The following is a 15,692-nucleotide window of genomic DNA, read 5'->3' as shown; positions in this document are numbered from 1 at the left end:
GGCCCCGCCACAGATGGGTATCGCGCCCGATGGGTTTTACGTCGCGTACGGGCGACGGTGGGGGCATCCAGGCCCCGCCCCCCTGGCGGCGGCCACCTTGCCGGAAGAAGGACCCGCCATGTCGCTCGACACTCCCGCGATCGAAGCCCGCACCGAGCGTCTGACCCCGCACGACGCGCGCCGGCGCCTGGAACACGAACGTGCCTCCCGGCTGACCCAGTTGCAGGCCATCGACCGGGCCGGGCACGAAGCCGATGAACAGGTGATGTCTGCGCAGAAAGACACCATCGAGCGGGTGCTCGGAGAGATCGAGGCCGCTCTCGCCCGCGTCCGGGACGGCAGTTACGGGACCTGTCCTGGCTGCTCCAAGTCCATCCCGGTCGAGCGCCTGGAGATCCTGCCCTACACGCAGTTCTGCGTCCCCTGCCAGCACAGGGCCGCCTGACCGGCCTGCCCCCGCGACCGACTGTCGCCCGCTCTCCGTCTCCCGCCCTGCCAGGCCCTGCCCGAGGGGTGAAGTGGTGAACCAACAGATCATTCAGCTCGCCGACGACCGAAGTACGCAGCCGTCTCACCCGTCCTGCCCATCCCCCCTGGTCCAGCTGCCCCAGCTGTCCCACCTGTCGCTCGAGGACCTCGCCTCCCTGCGCGAGAACCTGCGCGAGCAGTCCCTGTTCCGCCGCGAACAACTGCAGCAGCTCTCCCCCTCCGCGCTGACCCGTACGGACGCGCTCCTCGACCGGCAGAGCCCTTCGCGGATCGAGGTCCGGGTGAAACTCGCCGCATCCGCCCGCATGGTCCTCGCCGACGTCGAGGCGGCCCTCGTACGCATGGACCGCGGCGACTACGGTGCCTGCCACCTGTGCCGGCACCCCATCGACCGCGAGCGCCTGCTGATCGTGCCGCAGGCCCGCTACTGCGCTCGTTGCGCCCGCTGCCAGCAGGCCCGAGGAGCCGACCGATGACCTCGACACCCACGCCACGCACGCCACCCACGCCACGCACGCCACCCATGGCACCCATGGCACCCACGACACCCGTGCCGGGCCGGCACCGCTCCTGGCCCTGGTGCCGCCAGTGCTCCGGCATCGCACTCGACCTCGGCAGCGCCCGGACCCGCGCCTGGACGTCCGGACGGCGGATGATCCTCGACGTCCCCACGGTGACCTTTCACGGCGGCGGTGCCGTGTACCCCATCCGGCGCGGCGCCATCGTCGACACCCCCGGGACCGCCCTGATGCTCGACCGGCTGCTCGGCCACCGGCTGCCCCGCTTCGGACGCCCGTTGCTCATCCTGACCGCCCCCGTCCTGGGCGGAGTCGCCTACCGGGCCGAAGCCCGCGTCGCCGTCGAGGTCCTCCGTCCGCGCGCCGTCCTGACCATCCCCACCGCGCGCGCCGTGGCCTCGGCGGTGGACGCCGATCTGTCCCGCCCCCTGCTCGTCGTGGACATCGGCGCCCACCTCACCGAGGTCGCCCTCCTCTCCGACGGCGATGTGATCGACGCACGGCACACCGCCCTGGGCACCAGCGACGGAGACGGGCCTGCTGCGTCCGCGCCCACCCGGATCACCGACTGCGTCCTCGCGATGGTGACCGCGATGCTCGAACAGGACCGCACCTCCCGGACCTTGGAAGCCGTACGGAGGGGTGCGCTGCTGGCCGGCGGCGGCGCACTGCTTCCCGGCATCAGCTGCGGTCTCGCCGGTGTGCTGCACGCTCCCCTCCAGCCCGTGCCCGCCCCGCACACCGCAGCGGTCCGCGGAGCCTCGAAACTCCTCCGGGCCGCCCACGCCCACCCCTCCGCGACCGACAGCCGCACTGACACCAACACAGACACCGACACCGACACCGCCCGCCCCCGTTAGCCCCATTGACCCTTATCTAAGGAGCCTCCCGTGGCCGGCCACATCCCCCCGGCACAGCCGCCCCCCGAAGAACACGACGACCACGACAAGCACGACAAACACCAAAACCCCCGCACTCCCCGCTCACGGCCCCGCCCACTCCTCTGGCGCTGGCGGCGCAACCCCCTGCGCCGCCGCAACGACCTCGTACAGGGGTGGATCGCCGTCGGTCTCTTCCTGGCCGTCCTCACCGCCACCCCGGCCGCCGTCGTCCTGGTCGGTGACACGGCCCGCCGCCACTTCGAACAGGCCGCCCGGCACCAGGCCGACACCCGCCACCGCACCACCGCCGTCCTCGTCCACGACGCGCCCCGCCACCCCGACCCCGGTTCGGCCGAGGCGAAGAAGGCCCGGTACCCGGTCACGGTCCGCTTCACCGACCGCCACGGGCACAGCCACACCGCGCAGGCGGACGTCGAACCCGCCCTGCCCGCCGGGAACTCCGTCCGCGTATGGGTGAGCGACGACGGGAAGGTCACCGAGCCGCCCCTCACCAAGGACGAGGTCCGTGACCACACCATGGGTTACGTCGTCCTGGCCGCCCTGGCCGTCCCGATCCTGGGCGCCGCCGCATACGCCTGCGCCCACCGCAGGCTGGAGCGGCACAACCTCGCCCGCTGGGAAGCGGCTTGGGCCCGTACCGCCCCTCGGTGGACCACCACTCCCCCCTGACGACGACGGGCCGGGCCGGGAAGTCTTAACTCCGTTGGATCGGCGGCAGCTCGTACGTCCCGTCGAAGACCGCCGCGCGGGGCGTGTACATCCGCAGGACCGGGCGGAAGCGGCCCTCCGGTGTGGGCAGCCAGTTCGCGGCCGTCTTGTCGTCGGCGGGGCGCTGGGCCTGGAGGCGGAGGGTGAGGGAGCCGTCGTCGTCGTAGCTCAGGCCCGGGGTGCGGTCGCCGATGGAGTAGCGCTCGACGGGGTTCTCGACCAGGTTCCGGTCCGGCAGGCCGTACATCGTCACCGCCCAGAACGCGTCCACGGGCGGCGGCTTCTCGAAGCGCAAGGTGTAGGAGTGCTCGCCCTCCAGGGGCCGGCCGTCGCCGTCGTCCCACGCCATCGCGTGCGCCTCTTCGTACCCGTGTCTGCCCCAGAGCGCGGTGTGCGCCGAGGTGGCGCGCAGCATGCGGCCCAACTCCCTGTCGGCGCAGATCCATTGGGGATCCTTGAGCGTGCCGACCTCGAAGTGATCGGCGTTGTAGTCGAAGGCGTGATACGTGAGCTGCCAGCCGTTCTGCCGCTGCGCGCCCTCCCCGCGGGCGGCCTCCTGCTCGACCTGCTCCTTGCCCGCGGCGAACCCCGCGCGCAGCGCTTCGGCGAGCTCCGGTTCGGGGTGGGTGTAAGGGCTCTCGGCGTCCAGCAGACCCAGCGGCGCGAACCGCTTCTGGTACGTGCTGTCGGCCGGCGCGGGCGGGAAGGCGGCCATGCGGGCCCGCAGCTTCTCGTAGAAGAGGGTCTCCGGTTCCTCACCGGGGATGTACGTGTGGGTCGGCAACCCGCGGAGCTCTCCGGACGCCGTCCAGTACGGCTCCAGGTGCGTGTCCTCCTGGAGCTCCCGCACCGCCGCCACGTCGTCCGGACCCGCGCAGGCCCATCGCCCGACGATCGTCGCCATCTCGGTCGGCGCGGCGATCCGGGTGGCGCCCGGCGGGACCTCCTCGTCCCAGCCGGGGGGTGTGAGCAGGTAGCTGGCCGCGCCGGTGCCGGTGGCGCGGCGGCCCACGTAGGCGAAGTTGTTGGTCCATGCGTCCACGAACTGCAGGACGTAGTAGCGACCGTCGGTGTCCGGCACGGTCAGGAGCAGGGCTCCGCCGGAGAGGTCGAGCTGTGCCAGCGAGTGGATGACGTCGTTGTTGGCGTCAGCCGCGGTCGCCGGGGAGCCGTCGGGGCTTGCGGGCTTGCTGCCGTGGCTGAACTCGTTGAACGGCGCGGGGGCCACCGAGCCCATGCCCTTGCGGGAGACGTGGTCGACTTCGTCGAGGTTCCGCACCATCGGGTAGCCGTAGATGTACGCCTCGGCCGCCAGCGCCTGGAGATCGGTCGTGCCGTCGGTCATGCCCGCCGCCTTCTCGTGATCAAGCTCGCTCGTCGTTCTTCGTTCGTTGCTCGTCGTTCGTTGCTCGTCGTGCGCAGTTCGTGATCAAGGTTCTAGGGCCATGGTCGGGCCGCCGTGCCCCTCCTGCCACTCCTGCCGCTCACGCGGCGTGGCGCGGGCGGGGGGCCCGGGGGGTGTCGGCTGGTCGCTCACTCCTGCGCGTCCGGGGGTGCCTGGTCGCCGTAGCGGCGCTCGAACTTGGCCACCTGGCCCTCGGAGTCCACGACGCGGGCGCGGCCCGTGTAGAAGGGGTGGCTCTCGGAGGAGATCTCCACCTCCACCAGCGGGTACGTCTCTCCGTCGTCCCACTCGATGGTCTGGTCGCTCTCCGCGGTGGAGCGGGTGAGGAAGGCGTAGCCCGCCGAGCGGTCACGGAAGACGACGGGCCGGTAGTTGCTGTCCTTGTCCTGGGTCATGCCTCCAGGTTCCCCGCGTACGGGCGCTGCGGCGAGCCTGGACGGCCACGCGGGCTACGGGCCGCGGGCCCCGTTCACCGCCCGAACAGCCCTCCCCAGCAACCTAAGCCGGAGCCCGCTTCTTGGCGGAGGGCTTCTTCGCCGTCGTTGTCTTCGCCGTCGTTGCCTTCGCCGCCGCCGTCTTCGCAGTCGTCTTCTTCGCCGTCGACGCAGTCGACTTCTTGCCCCCCACCTCCTTCGGCGTCGTCCGCGACCCCGTCGTCTTCTTCGCCGTCTTCTTCGCCGCAGCCCGCTTCCGTTGGCCGCCGCCCGCCAGTGGTGTCACCTCCGCCACCGACCCGTCGCCCCGGTCCTTCTTCTTCGCCGCGCGCACGCTCTTCTCCAGCGCCGCCATCAGGTCGATCACCTTGCCCTCGCCCGAGTCACCCTCAGCGGCGGGCTCCGTGGGAGCGGTGCCGGAGGCCTTCGCGGTGATCAGTTCCTCCACCGCCGCGCGGTAGTCGTCGTGGAGGGCGGACACATCGACCTCCCCCAGCGTGTCCATCAGCGCGTCCGCCAGGTCCAGCTCCGCGTCCCGCACCTTGACCCGGGCGTCCGGGGCCACGCCCTCCGGTGCCCGGATCTCGTCCGGCCACAGCAGTCCGTGCATGGCGATGACGTCGTCCACCACCCGCAGCATCCCCAGCCGCTCCCGCCCCCGCAGCGCGTACCTGGCGATCGCGACCTTCTCGCTGCGCTTCAGCGCCTCCCGCAACAGCGTGTACGGCTTCGCCGCAGGCACTCCGTTGGCCGACAAGTAGTACGCCGTGTCCATCTGCATCGGATCGACCCCGTCCGCCGGCACGAAGGCGACGATCTCGATCGTCTTGGCCGTCGGGAGGGGCAGGGCCGCCAGATCCTCGTCCGTGATCGGGATGATCGAGCCGTCCGCGTCCTCGTACCCCTTGCCGATCTCGGCGGACGGCACCTCCCGCTCCTCCAGCTCGCACACCTTGCGGTAGCGGACCCGGCCCCCGTCCTCCGTGTGGATCTGCCGGAAGGAGACGGAGTGGTTCTCGGTGGCGTTCATGAGCTTGATCGGGATGCTGACCAAACCGAAGGAGATCGCACCGTTCCATATGGATCGCACGTCAGGCACCTCTCAGCAGCCGAGCATCGATTTATCCATATTCGACACATTCGTGGGATTCTCATCGTATGACGCCGATCACCGAGGTGGAGGGGCGGCGGCTGGCCCTCAGCAATCTCGACAAGGTCCTCTACTCCGCATCCGGCTTCACCAAGGGCGAGCTGCTGCACTACTACGCCAGCACGGCCGAGGCCCTCCTGCCGCACCTCCGCAACCGGCCCGTCTCCTTCCTCCGTTTCCCGGACGGGCCGGACGGCCAGCGCTTCTTCTCCAAGAACGTTCCCCCGGGCACCCCCGACTGGGTGCACACCGCCGACGTATCGCGCTCGGACGGCAACACCCGGCAGGTCGTCGTGGACGACCTGGCCACCCTGATGTGGGCGGGCAACCTCGTCACCGAGTTCCACACCCACCAGTGGCAGGCCGCCGCCCCCGCCATGGCCGACCGGCTCGTGCTCGACCTGGACCCCGGCGAGCCCGCCACCGTCGTCGAATGCTGCCGGGCGGCCCTCTGGCTGCGCGAGCGCCTCCGAGCGGACGGCCTGCAGGTCTACGCGAAGACCTCGGGCTCCAAGGGGCTGCATCTGCTCTGCCCCCTGGAGCCCACGCCCTCCGAGCAGGTCACCGCGTACGCGAAGAAGCTCGCCCAGGACGCCGAGGCCGAGCTGCCCGCCCTGGTCGTCCACCGGATGACCCGCAGCCTGCGTCCCGGCAAGGTCTTCGTCGACTTCAGCCAGAACGCCGCCGCGAAGACGACCGCCACCCCCTACACCCTCCGCGCCCGCCGGGACCCCACCGTCTCCACCCCCGTGACCTGGGACGAAGTCGAGGAGGCGGCCTCCCTCGCAGACACGCCTCCAGCCAATCGGGCAAGCGACACCGCAGGTGCCCCGCCACCGCTCGTCTTCCTGGCCTCCGACATCGCCCCCCGACTCGCGCGCCACGGCGACCTGCTGGCCCCCCTCACCGATCCGGACCGGGCCCGCCCCCTCCCCGACGCGACCGGCCCATGATCAATCCACCCCTCCGGGTCGCCCTCGCCGATTCCGTGACCGCTCTGCCGCAGGGTGGCGGCTGGGCCTACGAGCCGAAGTTCGACGGTCACCGCCTGGTCGTCTTCGCCGACGGCCATCGCGTACGGCTGCAGGCCCGCTCCGGACGCTTCGTCACCACCGCGTTCCCCGATCTCGCCGAGGCCGCGGCACGGCTGCCCGCCGGGACCGTGCTCGACGGCGAAGTGGTCGTCTGGGCCGACGGACGCATCGATTTCGGCGCCGTCCAGCAACGCGCCGCCGCCACCCGCGCCCGCTCCAGGCACCTCGCGCGCACGCTCCCCGCTTCGTACGCCGCCTTCGATCTGCTCGCCGACGGGGGCGAGGACTGCCGCGCCCTGCCGTACGAGGAACGGCGCGCACGCCTCGTACGCGTCCTCGAACCACTCGGCCCGCCGCTCCAGCCCGTACCGATGACGACCGACCGCGAACTGGCCCTGACCTGGTACGAGACCCTGCCCGCCACCGGCATCGAGGGACTCGTGATCAAGCGGCTCGACGGGGCCTACCGGGGCGGCACGCGCGCGTGGCTGAAGCTGCGGCACAGCGGCACGCGGGACGCGGTGGTCGTCGGGTTCACCGGGAGCGGCGCACGGCCGCAGGCCCTCGTGCTCGTCCTGCCGGGGGACGGAACGCCCGTGGTGTCGTCACCGCTCTCCCCCGCGCTGCGGACGGCGGCCGGGGCCGCGCTGCCGGAGGCCAGGGGCGAGGGGACCGCGATCGCCGCCGGGATCGGCGAGGTCTCGTATGCCGCCTTGCCGTCCGCGCCGCCCGTCACGGTGGAGGTGCGGCAGAACACGACCCGGCACGCGACAGCGGTGGTCGTCCGCTTCCGCTGAGCTTCGCACGCCCCCCCAGGCGAGAAGGCGTGACCGGCATCACATCTAATCAAGTTTGACTAGCAGCGCCATCGAGCATAACTTTCCTTGCGCACCCCGTAGTCAAACTTGATCAGGAGACCGCATGACCGTTGTGCCCGAGACCGGATACGTCCCGACCGACGAGGACCGCGCGAGCCTGGCCGCCTGGTTCGCCGAATACGACGCACACAGCGCCAAGCGCGATGTGGAGCGCATGGCCGACCTGGCCGTCTTCCCGCTCAACCTGGTCAGCGACGACTCCGCGGGCGACGGGCGCTCCGCGCAGTGGGACCGGGAACAGTTCGTCGCGACCATGACGCACGTGATGGGGGACGGGAGCGAGGACATCACCTTCGAGTCCACGCGTACGCCCGTCTTCCTCTCCCCCGCCATGGCCGTGGTCTTCACCGACTCGGCGATGACCGCGAACGGCGAGACACAGCAGCTGCGGTACGCCGACATCCTGCTGAAGCGGGGCGGGGCCTGGGCGTTCCAGACCATGATCCAGGGCGGCTGGGGCGACAACCTCTAGACCCGCAGCCGCAACGCCTATACCCGCAGCCACGTACGCCGGTCGCGGGCCATCGCGTGCAGCGCCTCCACATCGGCCGGTTTCAGTACGCCGCCGTTGCGCGCGAGGGCCGACACCTCCCCGTCGCGCACGATCCGCACCTCGCGCGGCGGGGACGTGACGTCCAGGTCCGTCGCCCCGGAGAGGGCGAGGACCGGACGGATCTCGGCGGTCAGCGCGAAGGACGCCCGGTCGGCCTCGGCGCGTAGCTCCCGCAGAAGTGGACGCGGGTCCGCGCGGCCGACCGCGACCATCGGGTCGGCGACGCGCACCCGCTGCTTGCGGGCGGGGAGCGTGTGGACGCTGAACAGGCCGCCGGGCCCGATCAGGAGGTGGTGGAGGCGGGCGCCGCCCGGCAGCGGCACCGAGTGCAGGGTGTGCCAGCCCGCGCCTTCGAGGCCGTCGAGCACCTCGCCGATGGACTGCTCGGCGGTGAGCGCCCGCTGCCGCGGGTCGGCGCGCAGCCTGCGGGCGGGGGCCGGGTCGCGGTCCAGCGCGATCAGGAGTGCCTCGCCGGGGCGGTTCGGGGCCAGGTCGTCGTCCGGGTGGAGGGCGAGGCGGGCCAGCTCGGCGGGGGTCGGGACGGGTGGTGGGCCGACCGAGTAACCGCCGGTCAGGAAGGGGGCGAGGGCGCGCAGGACGGCTTCCCTGTGCTCCTCGCCGAGAAGGTTCACGCGGGACGACTCCCTCTCGTACCACGCCACGTTCCTGCCGTCCGCGAGGCAGACGTACAGCCGCTCCTGTCCGTGCCGCCAGGCCGGTATGACGCGCAGTCCGCTCATGCACCATCACCCCACGGACCATGGGAGCAGCAAGGACATGCCTTGGGCAAGAACCTGGGCGCCGCGGAAGGAAGTTGAGCCACTCGTAGCCGGGCGAAGTTGAGCCACTCGCCGCCGGGTGGAGTCGGGACACTCGTAACAGCACCGCCTCCGCAGTTACGGCCCGCTGTTACATAGACGACTAAAGGCCGCAATAGCGGACACATAGCTTCGGAGGTGTCCCCTTCGCTCCCTCACAGCGATCCGCCTCCGTCAGGCTCCGTCAGGCTCCGTCAGCCTCCAGCCGTAAGGAACGACCGCTCATGAGCAGCCACCGCCGTCGCACCCTTCTCCGTTCCGCCGCCGTGACCACCGTCGTCGGCGGCGCGCTCCTCATGCCGGCCGTGGCCGCCGTCGCGGACACGCCGGAACACTCCGAGGGCACGCGGACGGTGGCACCACTCGCCCCCGGCACCCCCGAGGGCGGGGTCAAGGCCGGTACCGAGGGGTTCCACAGCGGTGACCCGGTGTTCATCGCCGCCGGTGGCGCCATGGCGGCGGCCGGTGCGGCCGGTCTCGGGTACGCGATGCTGCGCCGCGGCCGCACCGACGCCTGAGCCCGCCGCCCCCTCCGCGACCAGCCGCACCCAGACGCACCCAGGCGCGCGACCAAGGCGCCACCCCAGGAGCCCCCATGAGCACCCCCACCGAAGAAGCCCCCACCCCCGCACCCGCGCCCACCCCCGCAAAGCCCCGCCACACCACCCGCATAGCAGCCGCCGCCACGCTGACCGTCGCCCTCGGCATCGGGCTCATCGCCTGCGGTCAGGGCTCCGGCGACCCCGCGCCCGACGTCAAGGTCGACAACGCCACCGCCGCACCGGCGGCCGACCCGCACGCACCGCTGGGCAAGTCCCGGCCGACGGGCCTGCGGATCCCGGCGGCCGATGTCGACGCGAAGTCGATGCTCGACCTCGGCGTGGGCGCGGACGACGCGCTGGAGGTGCCGCCCGTGGACAAGGCGGACGAGCCCGGCTGGTGGACCGGCGGCGTCACTCCCGGGCAGAAGGGAGCGGCCGTCCTGGTCGCGCACTACGACACCGTGCGGGGGCCCGCGCTGATGAAGAACGTGGCGAAGGTGAGAATGGGGGACGAGATCGAGGTGCCGCGAGCGGACGGGAGTACCGCGACGTTCAAGGTGCGCGAGATTCAACAGGTGGACAAAAAGAACTTCCCCACCCATAAGGTATATGGGGCGACCGATCGTCCCGAGCTGCGCCTGCTGACCTGTGGCGGGCCGATCAAGGACGGTCACCGCACCGACAACATCATTCTCTACGCCGACCTCGCGCCGTAGCCGGACCCGGGCAACGGGACCCGGACCCTGCGGCGCCGCAACCGAACCTCGCGCCGCAGCCGAGCAGCCACCCGGGCCGCTCCACCGGCAGGCAGGAGTGCAGTGCACCGGAGCCGTCTCGCGCTCGCCGCGGTCCTCGTGCTGCCCGCCGTCCTGCTGGCCGGCGGCTGCGGCGACCCGGGCGGCCTGCGCGGCGCGGGATCCACTCCCACCGCCGAGGCCCCCACGCGCCTGTGGCCGAAGCTGCCGCCCCCGTCGGCGCCCGCCGAGGACTACGGCACGATAGAGAGCGTGCCGGTCAAGGGCGTGGACGTACCGGGCGGGGACCTGCACAAGGTGAATCCGGTGACCGTCGTCAAGGCCGACTTCGACAAGAATCCGGGGATGTACGACCGTTCGGACGCGGTCTACAAGCAGACGGCCGCCCAGCTCGCCAAGTGCGGCACCGCGCACGCCGACGACGAGTGTCCCGTCCTGAACGCCTACTACCGCGACCTCACCGGCGACGGCGAGGACGACCTCATCGTCGGCATCCGGCTGGCCAAGGGGCACGCCGAGAATCTCGACATACGCGCCTACGCCGTGGAGAAGCGCCAGCTGACGCAGATCATGGAGATGGGGGACGCGGTGCTCGGTGTCGAGCTGGCCGGTCATGAGGTGATCGTCCGCGCCGTGTCCGGCATGGCGGGGTACGAGTACCGCACCGTCTGGTCCTGGGACTCCCACCAGAAGTCCATGCTGCCGACGACCGACGAGATCGTGCGCTCCCCGAACGCGCCCAAGAGGAAGCCCTCTCGCAAGCCCGAGCCGGCCGCGAGCGCCCGCCCGCTTCCCTCCGCGAGCTCGGGCCGATGAGCCACCGGCTGCCGCGCGGGCCGCGGCTCCCCGCCTGGACGGCGACGCTGACCTGGAAGGCCGCGGTCTTCATCACCGTCATGTGCTGCGCGCTCGCCGCGCTGCTCGGCGCGCTCGTGCATGTCTCGGTGACCAACCAGACCGTGGGCCAGGCCCGTGAGCACGCCCTGGCCCGGCTCGACGACGCCACCGAGGCGTTCGAGGCGGGCGACGACCTCGGCCCCGGCGCGGGCGTCGATCCGCCGGGGCTTCCCGCGGGGCTGCGGAAGCTCGCGGCGGGCGGGGAGCGCGGGACGATGGTCGACGCGCGGGACTCCCGGCCGACGATGTGGGCGGCGGGGCCGGCCACGGGCCGGCGTGCCGTGGCCGTGCAGGTCGACTACGCCCAGGGGGCCCGCACCATCGACGGGCTCGACCGCGCGATCCTCGGCTCGTCGGCGCTCGCGATCGGGGCGACGCTCCTGGTCGGGGCGTTCGCCGTGACGCGCGTGACGCGGCGCCTGCACCAGACGGCGACGGTGGCCCGCCGGATCAGCGCGGGTGACCTCGACGCCCGCGTGAACGACCCGCGCACCCGTGAGCCGTCGCGCCGCCAGGACGAGGTGGCGGCGGTCTCCGGGGCGCTCGACACGATGGCGTCCTCGATGCAGGGCAAGCTGCAGAGCGAGCAGCGGTTCACCGCGGACGTGGCGCACGAGCTGCGCACGCCGCTGACCGGTCTGCACGCGGCGGCCGAGCTGCTGCCGCCGGGCCGCCCCACGGAGCTGGTGCGCGACCGGGTGGCCGCGCTGCGGACCCTCACCGAGGACCTCCTGGAGATCTCCCGGCTCGACGCGAAGAGCGAGCGCGTCGACCTGGACGACCACCATCTCGCCCCACTGGCCGAGCGTGCCGTGCGGGGTTCGGCGGTCGCCGCCGAGCTGGTCGTCGTACGCGATGTCTGCGTGGTGACCGACCGGCGGCGCCTGGAGCGGGTGCTCGGGAATCTCATCGCCAACGCGGCCAAGCACGGCAGGCCGCCGATCGTGGTGACCGTCGACGGGCCGGTGGTCTCGGTGCGCGACCACGGCGACGGATACCCGGATTACCTGGTGGAACACGGCCCGCAGCGGTTCCGCACGGAGGGCACGTCGCGGGGGCACGGGCTCGGTCTGACCATCGCGTTGGGCCAGACGGCGGTGCTCGGCGCACGGCTCACGTTCGCGAACGCGGCGGACGGCGGGGCGGTCGCGACGCTGACGCTGCCGTACGAGGAGTCCGCGGACGACTGCGCCAGGGGCGCCGACGGGGCGGCTTGAGGGGCAGTTTGACGCCGCGTGACCTTTTGCGCGCTCAGCATGCCGATTTTACTGTGAATTGCGGCCTATGACCCGGATTGCAGGGAGTCGAGGGCTGCATCGCATCCGCCCTTTCCCAGAGGAGACCCCATGTCCCTTCGGCCCACCGCTCTCAGCACCCGGCTCGGCATACTCGCCGCAGGCGGTGCGCTCGCCGCCCTCACCCTCAGCGGCCCCGCCTTCGCGGCCGACGACGCCAACAGCGGGAACCCGCGCATCTACAAGGGCCGCGTGACCGCCAAGAGCGGGCTGCTGCTGCGCACCGCCCCCACCCGGGGCAGCAAGGTGATCCGCAGCGTGCCGTACGGCAGGGTCGTCTCCATCTACTGCAAGACGACCGGCGACCACGTGGCGGGCAACAACCGCTGGTACCTGCTCACCAACGGCACCTGGGCCTGGGGTGCCGCGCACTACATCTCCAACATCGGGCCCGCCCCGCGCTGGTGCTGACGCACCACCAGCACACGGTGACATAAACGGACATTGAGGCCTATCGCTTGCTACGTTCCGGGCATGACCGGAACAGCAGCGGCGCCCCCGTCCGTACCCGCTGTTCGCGTGCCCCGACGCCGTGGCACCGAAGCCGCCCTGATCGTCGTGGCCGTCCTGCTCTCGGTCTACGGCTACTGCGACGTCGGCCTCGCCAAGAACGGCACCGTCCCGCCCGGCGCCGCCGGTTACGGCGCCGGGCTCGGCGTGCTCGCGCTGCTTGCCCATCTCGCGGTCCGCTTCCGCGCGCCCTACGCCGATCCGCTGCTCCTGCCGATCGCCGTGCTCCTCAACGGCCTGGGCCTCGTCCTGATCTACCGGCTCGACCTGGAGACCCCGGGCGACGAGGCGGCGCCCACACAACTCGTCTGGTCCACCGTGGGCGTGGCCCTCTTCATCGCCGTCGTGGTCTTCCTGCGCGACCACCGGGTGCTCCAGCGGTACGCGTACATCTGTGTCGTCGCCGCGCTGGTCCTGATGATCGTGCCGATCTTCTTCCCCGCCGTGAACGGCGCCCGGATCTGGATCCGGGTCGGCGGATTCTCCATCCAGCCCGGCGAGTTCGCGAAGATCCTGCTCGCGATCTTCTTCGCCAGCTATCTCTCCGCCAACCGCAACGCCCTCGCCTACACCGGCCGTACGGTCTGGAAGCTGACGAAGCTCCAGCTGCCGACCGGCCGTGTGCTCGGCCCGATCGTCGCGATCTGGCTCCTGAGCGTCGGGGTCCTCGTCCTGGAGCGGGACCTCGGCACCTCGCTGCTCTTCTTCGGCCTCTTCGTGGTCCTGCTGTACGTCGCCACCGGACGCACCGGCTGGATCGCGGTCGGCCTGGTGCTGGCCGGGGTCGGGGCGTTCGTCGTCGGCTCGCTCGAACCCCATGTGCACGGCCGGGTCGAGGACTGGCTGCACCCCTTCGCCTCCATCGACGCGGGCGATGGGCCGAACCAACTGGCCCAGTCCCTCTTCGCGTTCGCGGCGGGCGGGATGCTCGGGACCGGGCTCGGCCTCGGGCACTCCATCCTCATCGGCTTCGCCGCCAAGTCCGACTTCATCCTGGCCACGGCGGGCGAGGAGCTCGGCCTCGCCGGGCTCGCCGCGATCTTCCTGCTGTACGCGCTCCTGGTGGAGCGCGGCTACCGGGCGGGGCTCGCGCTGCGGGACTCCTTCGGGCGGCTCCTCGCGGTGGGGCTCGCCTCGATCGTCGCGCTGCAGGTGTTCGTGATCGCGGGCGGGGTGACCGGGCTGATTCCGCTGACGGGCATGGCGATGCCCTTCCTGGCGCAGGGCGGATCGTCCGTCGTCACCAACTGGATCATCGTGGCGCTGCTCATCCGGGTCAGCGACTCGGCGCGCAGCCAGCCGGTGGGGCCCGCCAGGGAGGACGCGTGACCAGGTACATCCGGCATGCCGCCGCGTTCTGCGCGCTGCTCCTGATCGCCCTGCTGGTGAACGCGACCCGCGTCCAGGTCGTCCAGTCCGAGTCCTTCGACAAGAACCCCGCCAACCGCCGCCAGGCCATCGCCCGCTTCGGCCAGCCGCGCGGCGACATCATGGTCGACGGCCGCGCGGTCACCGGCTCCAAGGACACCGGGGAGCAGCTCCGCTACGAACGGACGTACCTGCACGGCCCGTTGTACGCCCCGGTGACCGGGTACGCCTCGCAGGTCTACGGCACGACCCTCCTGGAGAGCGCCGAGGACGACATCCTCTCCGGCACCGATCCGATGCTCGCGCCGCTCCCCCTGTGGAACGACATCAGCCGGGCGCAGAACCCCGGCGGCATGGTGCGCACCACCGTCAGGGCGGCGGCGCAGCAGGCCGCGTACACCGGGCTCGGCGGCAAGAAGGGCGCGGTGGCCGCGATCGAGCCGTCCACCGGGAAGATTCTCGCCCTGGTCAGCACGCCCTCGTACGATCCCGAGCGGCTCTCCGGTACCAATGGGTCGGTGGCCAGGTCCTGGGCGGCGCTGAACGCCGACCCCGACAAGCCGATGCTGAACCGGGCGATCCGCCAGACGTACCCGCCCGGTTCGACGTTCAAGGTGGTGACGGCGGCCGCCGCGCTGGACGCCGGTGCGGTCACCGACCTGGACGCGGCCACCAAGTCGCCCAACCCCTACACGCTGCCCGGCACGAGCACGGAGCTGACGAACGAGGTCGACGGCTGTACGAACGCGACCCTCCGCTACGCCTTCGAGTGGTCCTGCAACACGGTCTTCGCCAAGCTGGGCGCGGACACCGGTCTGAACGACATGCTGGGCACGGCACGGAACTTCGGCTTCAACGACGGCGGCCTGAAGATCCCGTCGTCGGTGGCGGCGAGCAACTTCGACACGTCGATGGACAAGGCGCAGCTCGCGCTGTCCTCCATCGGGCAGTTCAACACCCGGGCGACACCCCTGCAGATGGCGATGGTCTCGGCGGCGGTGGCCAACGGCGGTTCGGTCGAGGCACCGCACCTGGTGGACGAGACCACCACCGACGACGGCGACGTGGTGCGGAACACCGGCAACGAGTCCCTGCACCAGGCGATGAACCCGGCCACGGCGATGCAGCTGCGGGAGATGATGACCGACGTCGTCGAGGAGGGTACCGGCGGCAACGCGGCGATCCCCGGCGCGACGGTGGGCGGCAAGACGGGCACGGCCCAGCACGGCATCGACAACTCCGGAACGCCGTACGCCTGGTTCATCTCCTGGGCCCAGAAGTCCGGCGAGGCACAGCCCTCGGTGGCGGTGGCGGTGGTGGTCGAGGACGCGTCGGCGGACCGGGGGGACATCAGCGGCGGCGGCAGTGCGGCGCCGATCGCGAAGGCGGTGATGGAGGCGGTGCTCGCCGGCTCCTGAGCCCGATGAGCGGCCCGG

The 15,692-nt window shown here is 71.7% G+C and carries 18 protein-coding genes; 14 read left to right on the top strand and 4 right to left on the bottom strand.

The genetic code is table 11. The features are described 5' to 3' along the window. Positions 1–118: 118 nt before the first annotated feature. The 4 genes from AB0E78_RS18865 to AB0E78_RS18850 all read left to right on the top strand — a co-directional run bounded on the left by AB0E78_RS18865 (position 119) and on the right by AB0E78_RS18850 (position 2,578). Positions 119–445, top strand: coding sequence for a TraR/DksA C4-type zinc finger protein (locus AB0E78_RS18865; protein WP_361833576.1), 327 nt, complete (start codon positions 119–121; stop codon positions 443–445). A 73-nt stretch (positions 446–518) separates the two neighbouring features. After that, a complete protein-coding gene (locus AB0E78_RS18860; protein WP_361833574.1) occupies positions 519–965 on the top strand; it encodes a TraR/DksA C4-type zinc finger protein in 447 nt (148 codons plus the stop codon). A gap of 56 nt (positions 966–1,021) precedes the next feature. Beyond that, positions 1,022–1,867 (top strand): rod shape-determining protein, encoded by an 846-nt coding sequence (locus AB0E78_RS18855; RefSeq protein ID WP_361833572.1) that lies wholly within the window; start codon positions 1,022–1,024, stop codon positions 1,865–1,867. A 30-nt stretch (positions 1,868–1,897) separates the two neighbouring features. Next, a complete protein-coding gene (locus AB0E78_RS18850) occupies positions 1,898–2,578 on the top strand; it encodes a hypothetical protein (protein WP_361833570.1) in 681 nt (226 codons plus the stop codon). 25 nt (positions 2,579–2,603) lie between these two features. Here the strand turns inward: AB0E78_RS18850 and AB0E78_RS18845 are convergent, their stop codons facing one another. From AB0E78_RS18845 to AB0E78_RS18835, 3 genes are all read right to left on the bottom strand, one after another. Continuing rightward, entirely contained in the window at positions 2,604–3,962 is a 1,359-nt protein-coding gene (locus tag AB0E78_RS18845) for a DUF1254 domain-containing protein (RefSeq protein ID WP_361833568.1), read from the bottom strand. A gap of 188 nt (positions 3,963–4,150) precedes the next feature. After that, positions 4,151–4,417 carry a type B 50S ribosomal protein L31 gene (locus AB0E78_RS18840; protein WP_361833566.1) on the bottom strand — a complete coding sequence of 89 codons (267 nt, stop codon included), beginning with the start codon at positions 4,415–4,417 and terminating at the stop codon, positions 4,151–4,153. 103 nt (positions 4,418–4,520) lie between these two features. Next, on the bottom strand, positions 4,521–5,546 hold the full coding sequence (locus tag AB0E78_RS18835; RefSeq protein ID WP_361833564.1) for a Ku protein: 1,026 nt from the start codon (positions 5,544–5,546) through the stop codon (positions 4,521–4,523). A 68-nt stretch (positions 5,547–5,614) separates the two neighbouring features. Here AB0E78_RS18835 and ligD point away from each other — a divergent pair, with 68 nt between their 5' ends. The 3 genes from ligD (at position 5,615) to AB0E78_RS18820 (ending at position 7,990) form a co-directional block, all read left to right on the top strand. Further along, positions 5,615–6,559: a non-homologous end-joining DNA ligase gene (ligD, locus tag AB0E78_RS18830; RefSeq protein WP_361833562.1), complete on the top strand. Its 945-nt coding sequence runs from the start codon at positions 5,615–5,617 to the stop codon at positions 6,557–6,559. Further along, on the top strand, positions 6,556–7,437 hold the full coding sequence (locus AB0E78_RS18825; protein WP_361833560.1) for an ATP-dependent DNA ligase: 882 nt from the start codon (positions 6,556–6,558) through the stop codon (positions 7,435–7,437). The genes ligD and AB0E78_RS18825 overlap by 4 nt, the downstream gene beginning before the upstream one ends. Positions 7,438–7,561: 124 nt before the next feature. Continuing rightward, positions 7,562–7,990: a nuclear transport factor 2 family protein gene (locus tag AB0E78_RS18820; protein WP_361833558.1), complete on the top strand. Its 429-nt coding sequence runs from the start codon at positions 7,562–7,564 to the stop codon at positions 7,988–7,990. Between the two features lie 17 nt (positions 7,991–8,007). Here the strand turns inward: AB0E78_RS18820 and AB0E78_RS18815 are convergent, their stop codons facing one another. Beyond that, complete coding sequence (locus AB0E78_RS18815) at positions 8,008–8,811, bottom strand: NERD domain-containing protein (protein ID WP_361833556.1); 804 nt, start codon at positions 8,809–8,811, stop codon at positions 8,008–8,010. Between the two features lie 302 nt (positions 8,812–9,113). On the opposite strand from AB0E78_RS18815, the gene AB0E78_RS18810 reads away from it, so the two are divergent. From AB0E78_RS18810 to AB0E78_RS18780, 7 genes are all read left to right on the top strand, one after another. Then, positions 9,114–9,407: a hypothetical protein gene (locus AB0E78_RS18810; protein WP_361833554.1), complete on the top strand. Its 294-nt coding sequence runs from the start codon at positions 9,114–9,116 to the stop codon at positions 9,405–9,407. Between the two features lie 77 nt (positions 9,408–9,484). Further along, the gene (locus AB0E78_RS18805) at positions 9,485–10,147 is read left to right on the top strand and encodes a class F sortase (RefSeq protein WP_361833552.1); all 663 of its coding nucleotides are present in this window, start codon (positions 9,485–9,487) and stop codon (positions 10,145–10,147) included. Between the two features lie 102 nt (positions 10,148–10,249). Continuing rightward, positions 10,250–11,002, top strand: coding sequence for a hypothetical protein (locus AB0E78_RS18800; RefSeq protein WP_361833550.1), 753 nt, complete (start codon positions 10,250–10,252; stop codon positions 11,000–11,002). After that, positions 10,999–12,300 carry a HAMP domain-containing sensor histidine kinase gene (locus AB0E78_RS18795; RefSeq protein ID WP_361833548.1) on the top strand — a complete coding sequence of 434 codons (1,302 nt, stop codon included), beginning with the start codon at positions 10,999–11,001 and terminating at the stop codon, positions 12,298–12,300. The genes AB0E78_RS18800 and AB0E78_RS18795 overlap by 4 nt, the downstream gene beginning before the upstream one ends. A gap of 129 nt (positions 12,301–12,429) precedes the next feature. After that, a complete protein-coding gene (locus AB0E78_RS18790; RefSeq protein ID WP_361833546.1) occupies positions 12,430–12,789 on the top strand; it encodes an SH3 domain-containing protein in 360 nt (119 codons plus the stop codon). A gap of 63 nt (positions 12,790–12,852) precedes the next feature. Beyond that, positions 12,853–14,217 (top strand): FtsW/RodA/SpoVE family cell cycle protein, encoded by a 1,365-nt coding sequence (locus AB0E78_RS18785; RefSeq protein WP_361833544.1) that lies wholly within the window; start codon positions 12,853–12,855, stop codon positions 14,215–14,217. Then, positions 14,214–15,674, top strand: a complete 1,461-nt coding sequence (locus AB0E78_RS18780) for a penicillin-binding transpeptidase domain-containing protein (RefSeq protein ID WP_361833542.1) — start codon at positions 14,214–14,216, stop codon at positions 15,672–15,674. Before AB0E78_RS18785 ends, AB0E78_RS18780 begins: the two co-directional genes overlap by 4 nt. The last annotated feature ends 18 nt before the right edge of the window (positions 15,675–15,692 follow it).

The sequence above is a fragment of the Streptomyces sp. NPDC032198 genome (genome assembly GCF_040636975.1).
GTDB lineage: Bacteria > Actinomycetota > Actinomycetes > Streptomycetales > Streptomycetaceae > Streptomyces.
This window is presented reverse-complemented; position numbering and strand designations above follow the sequence as displayed.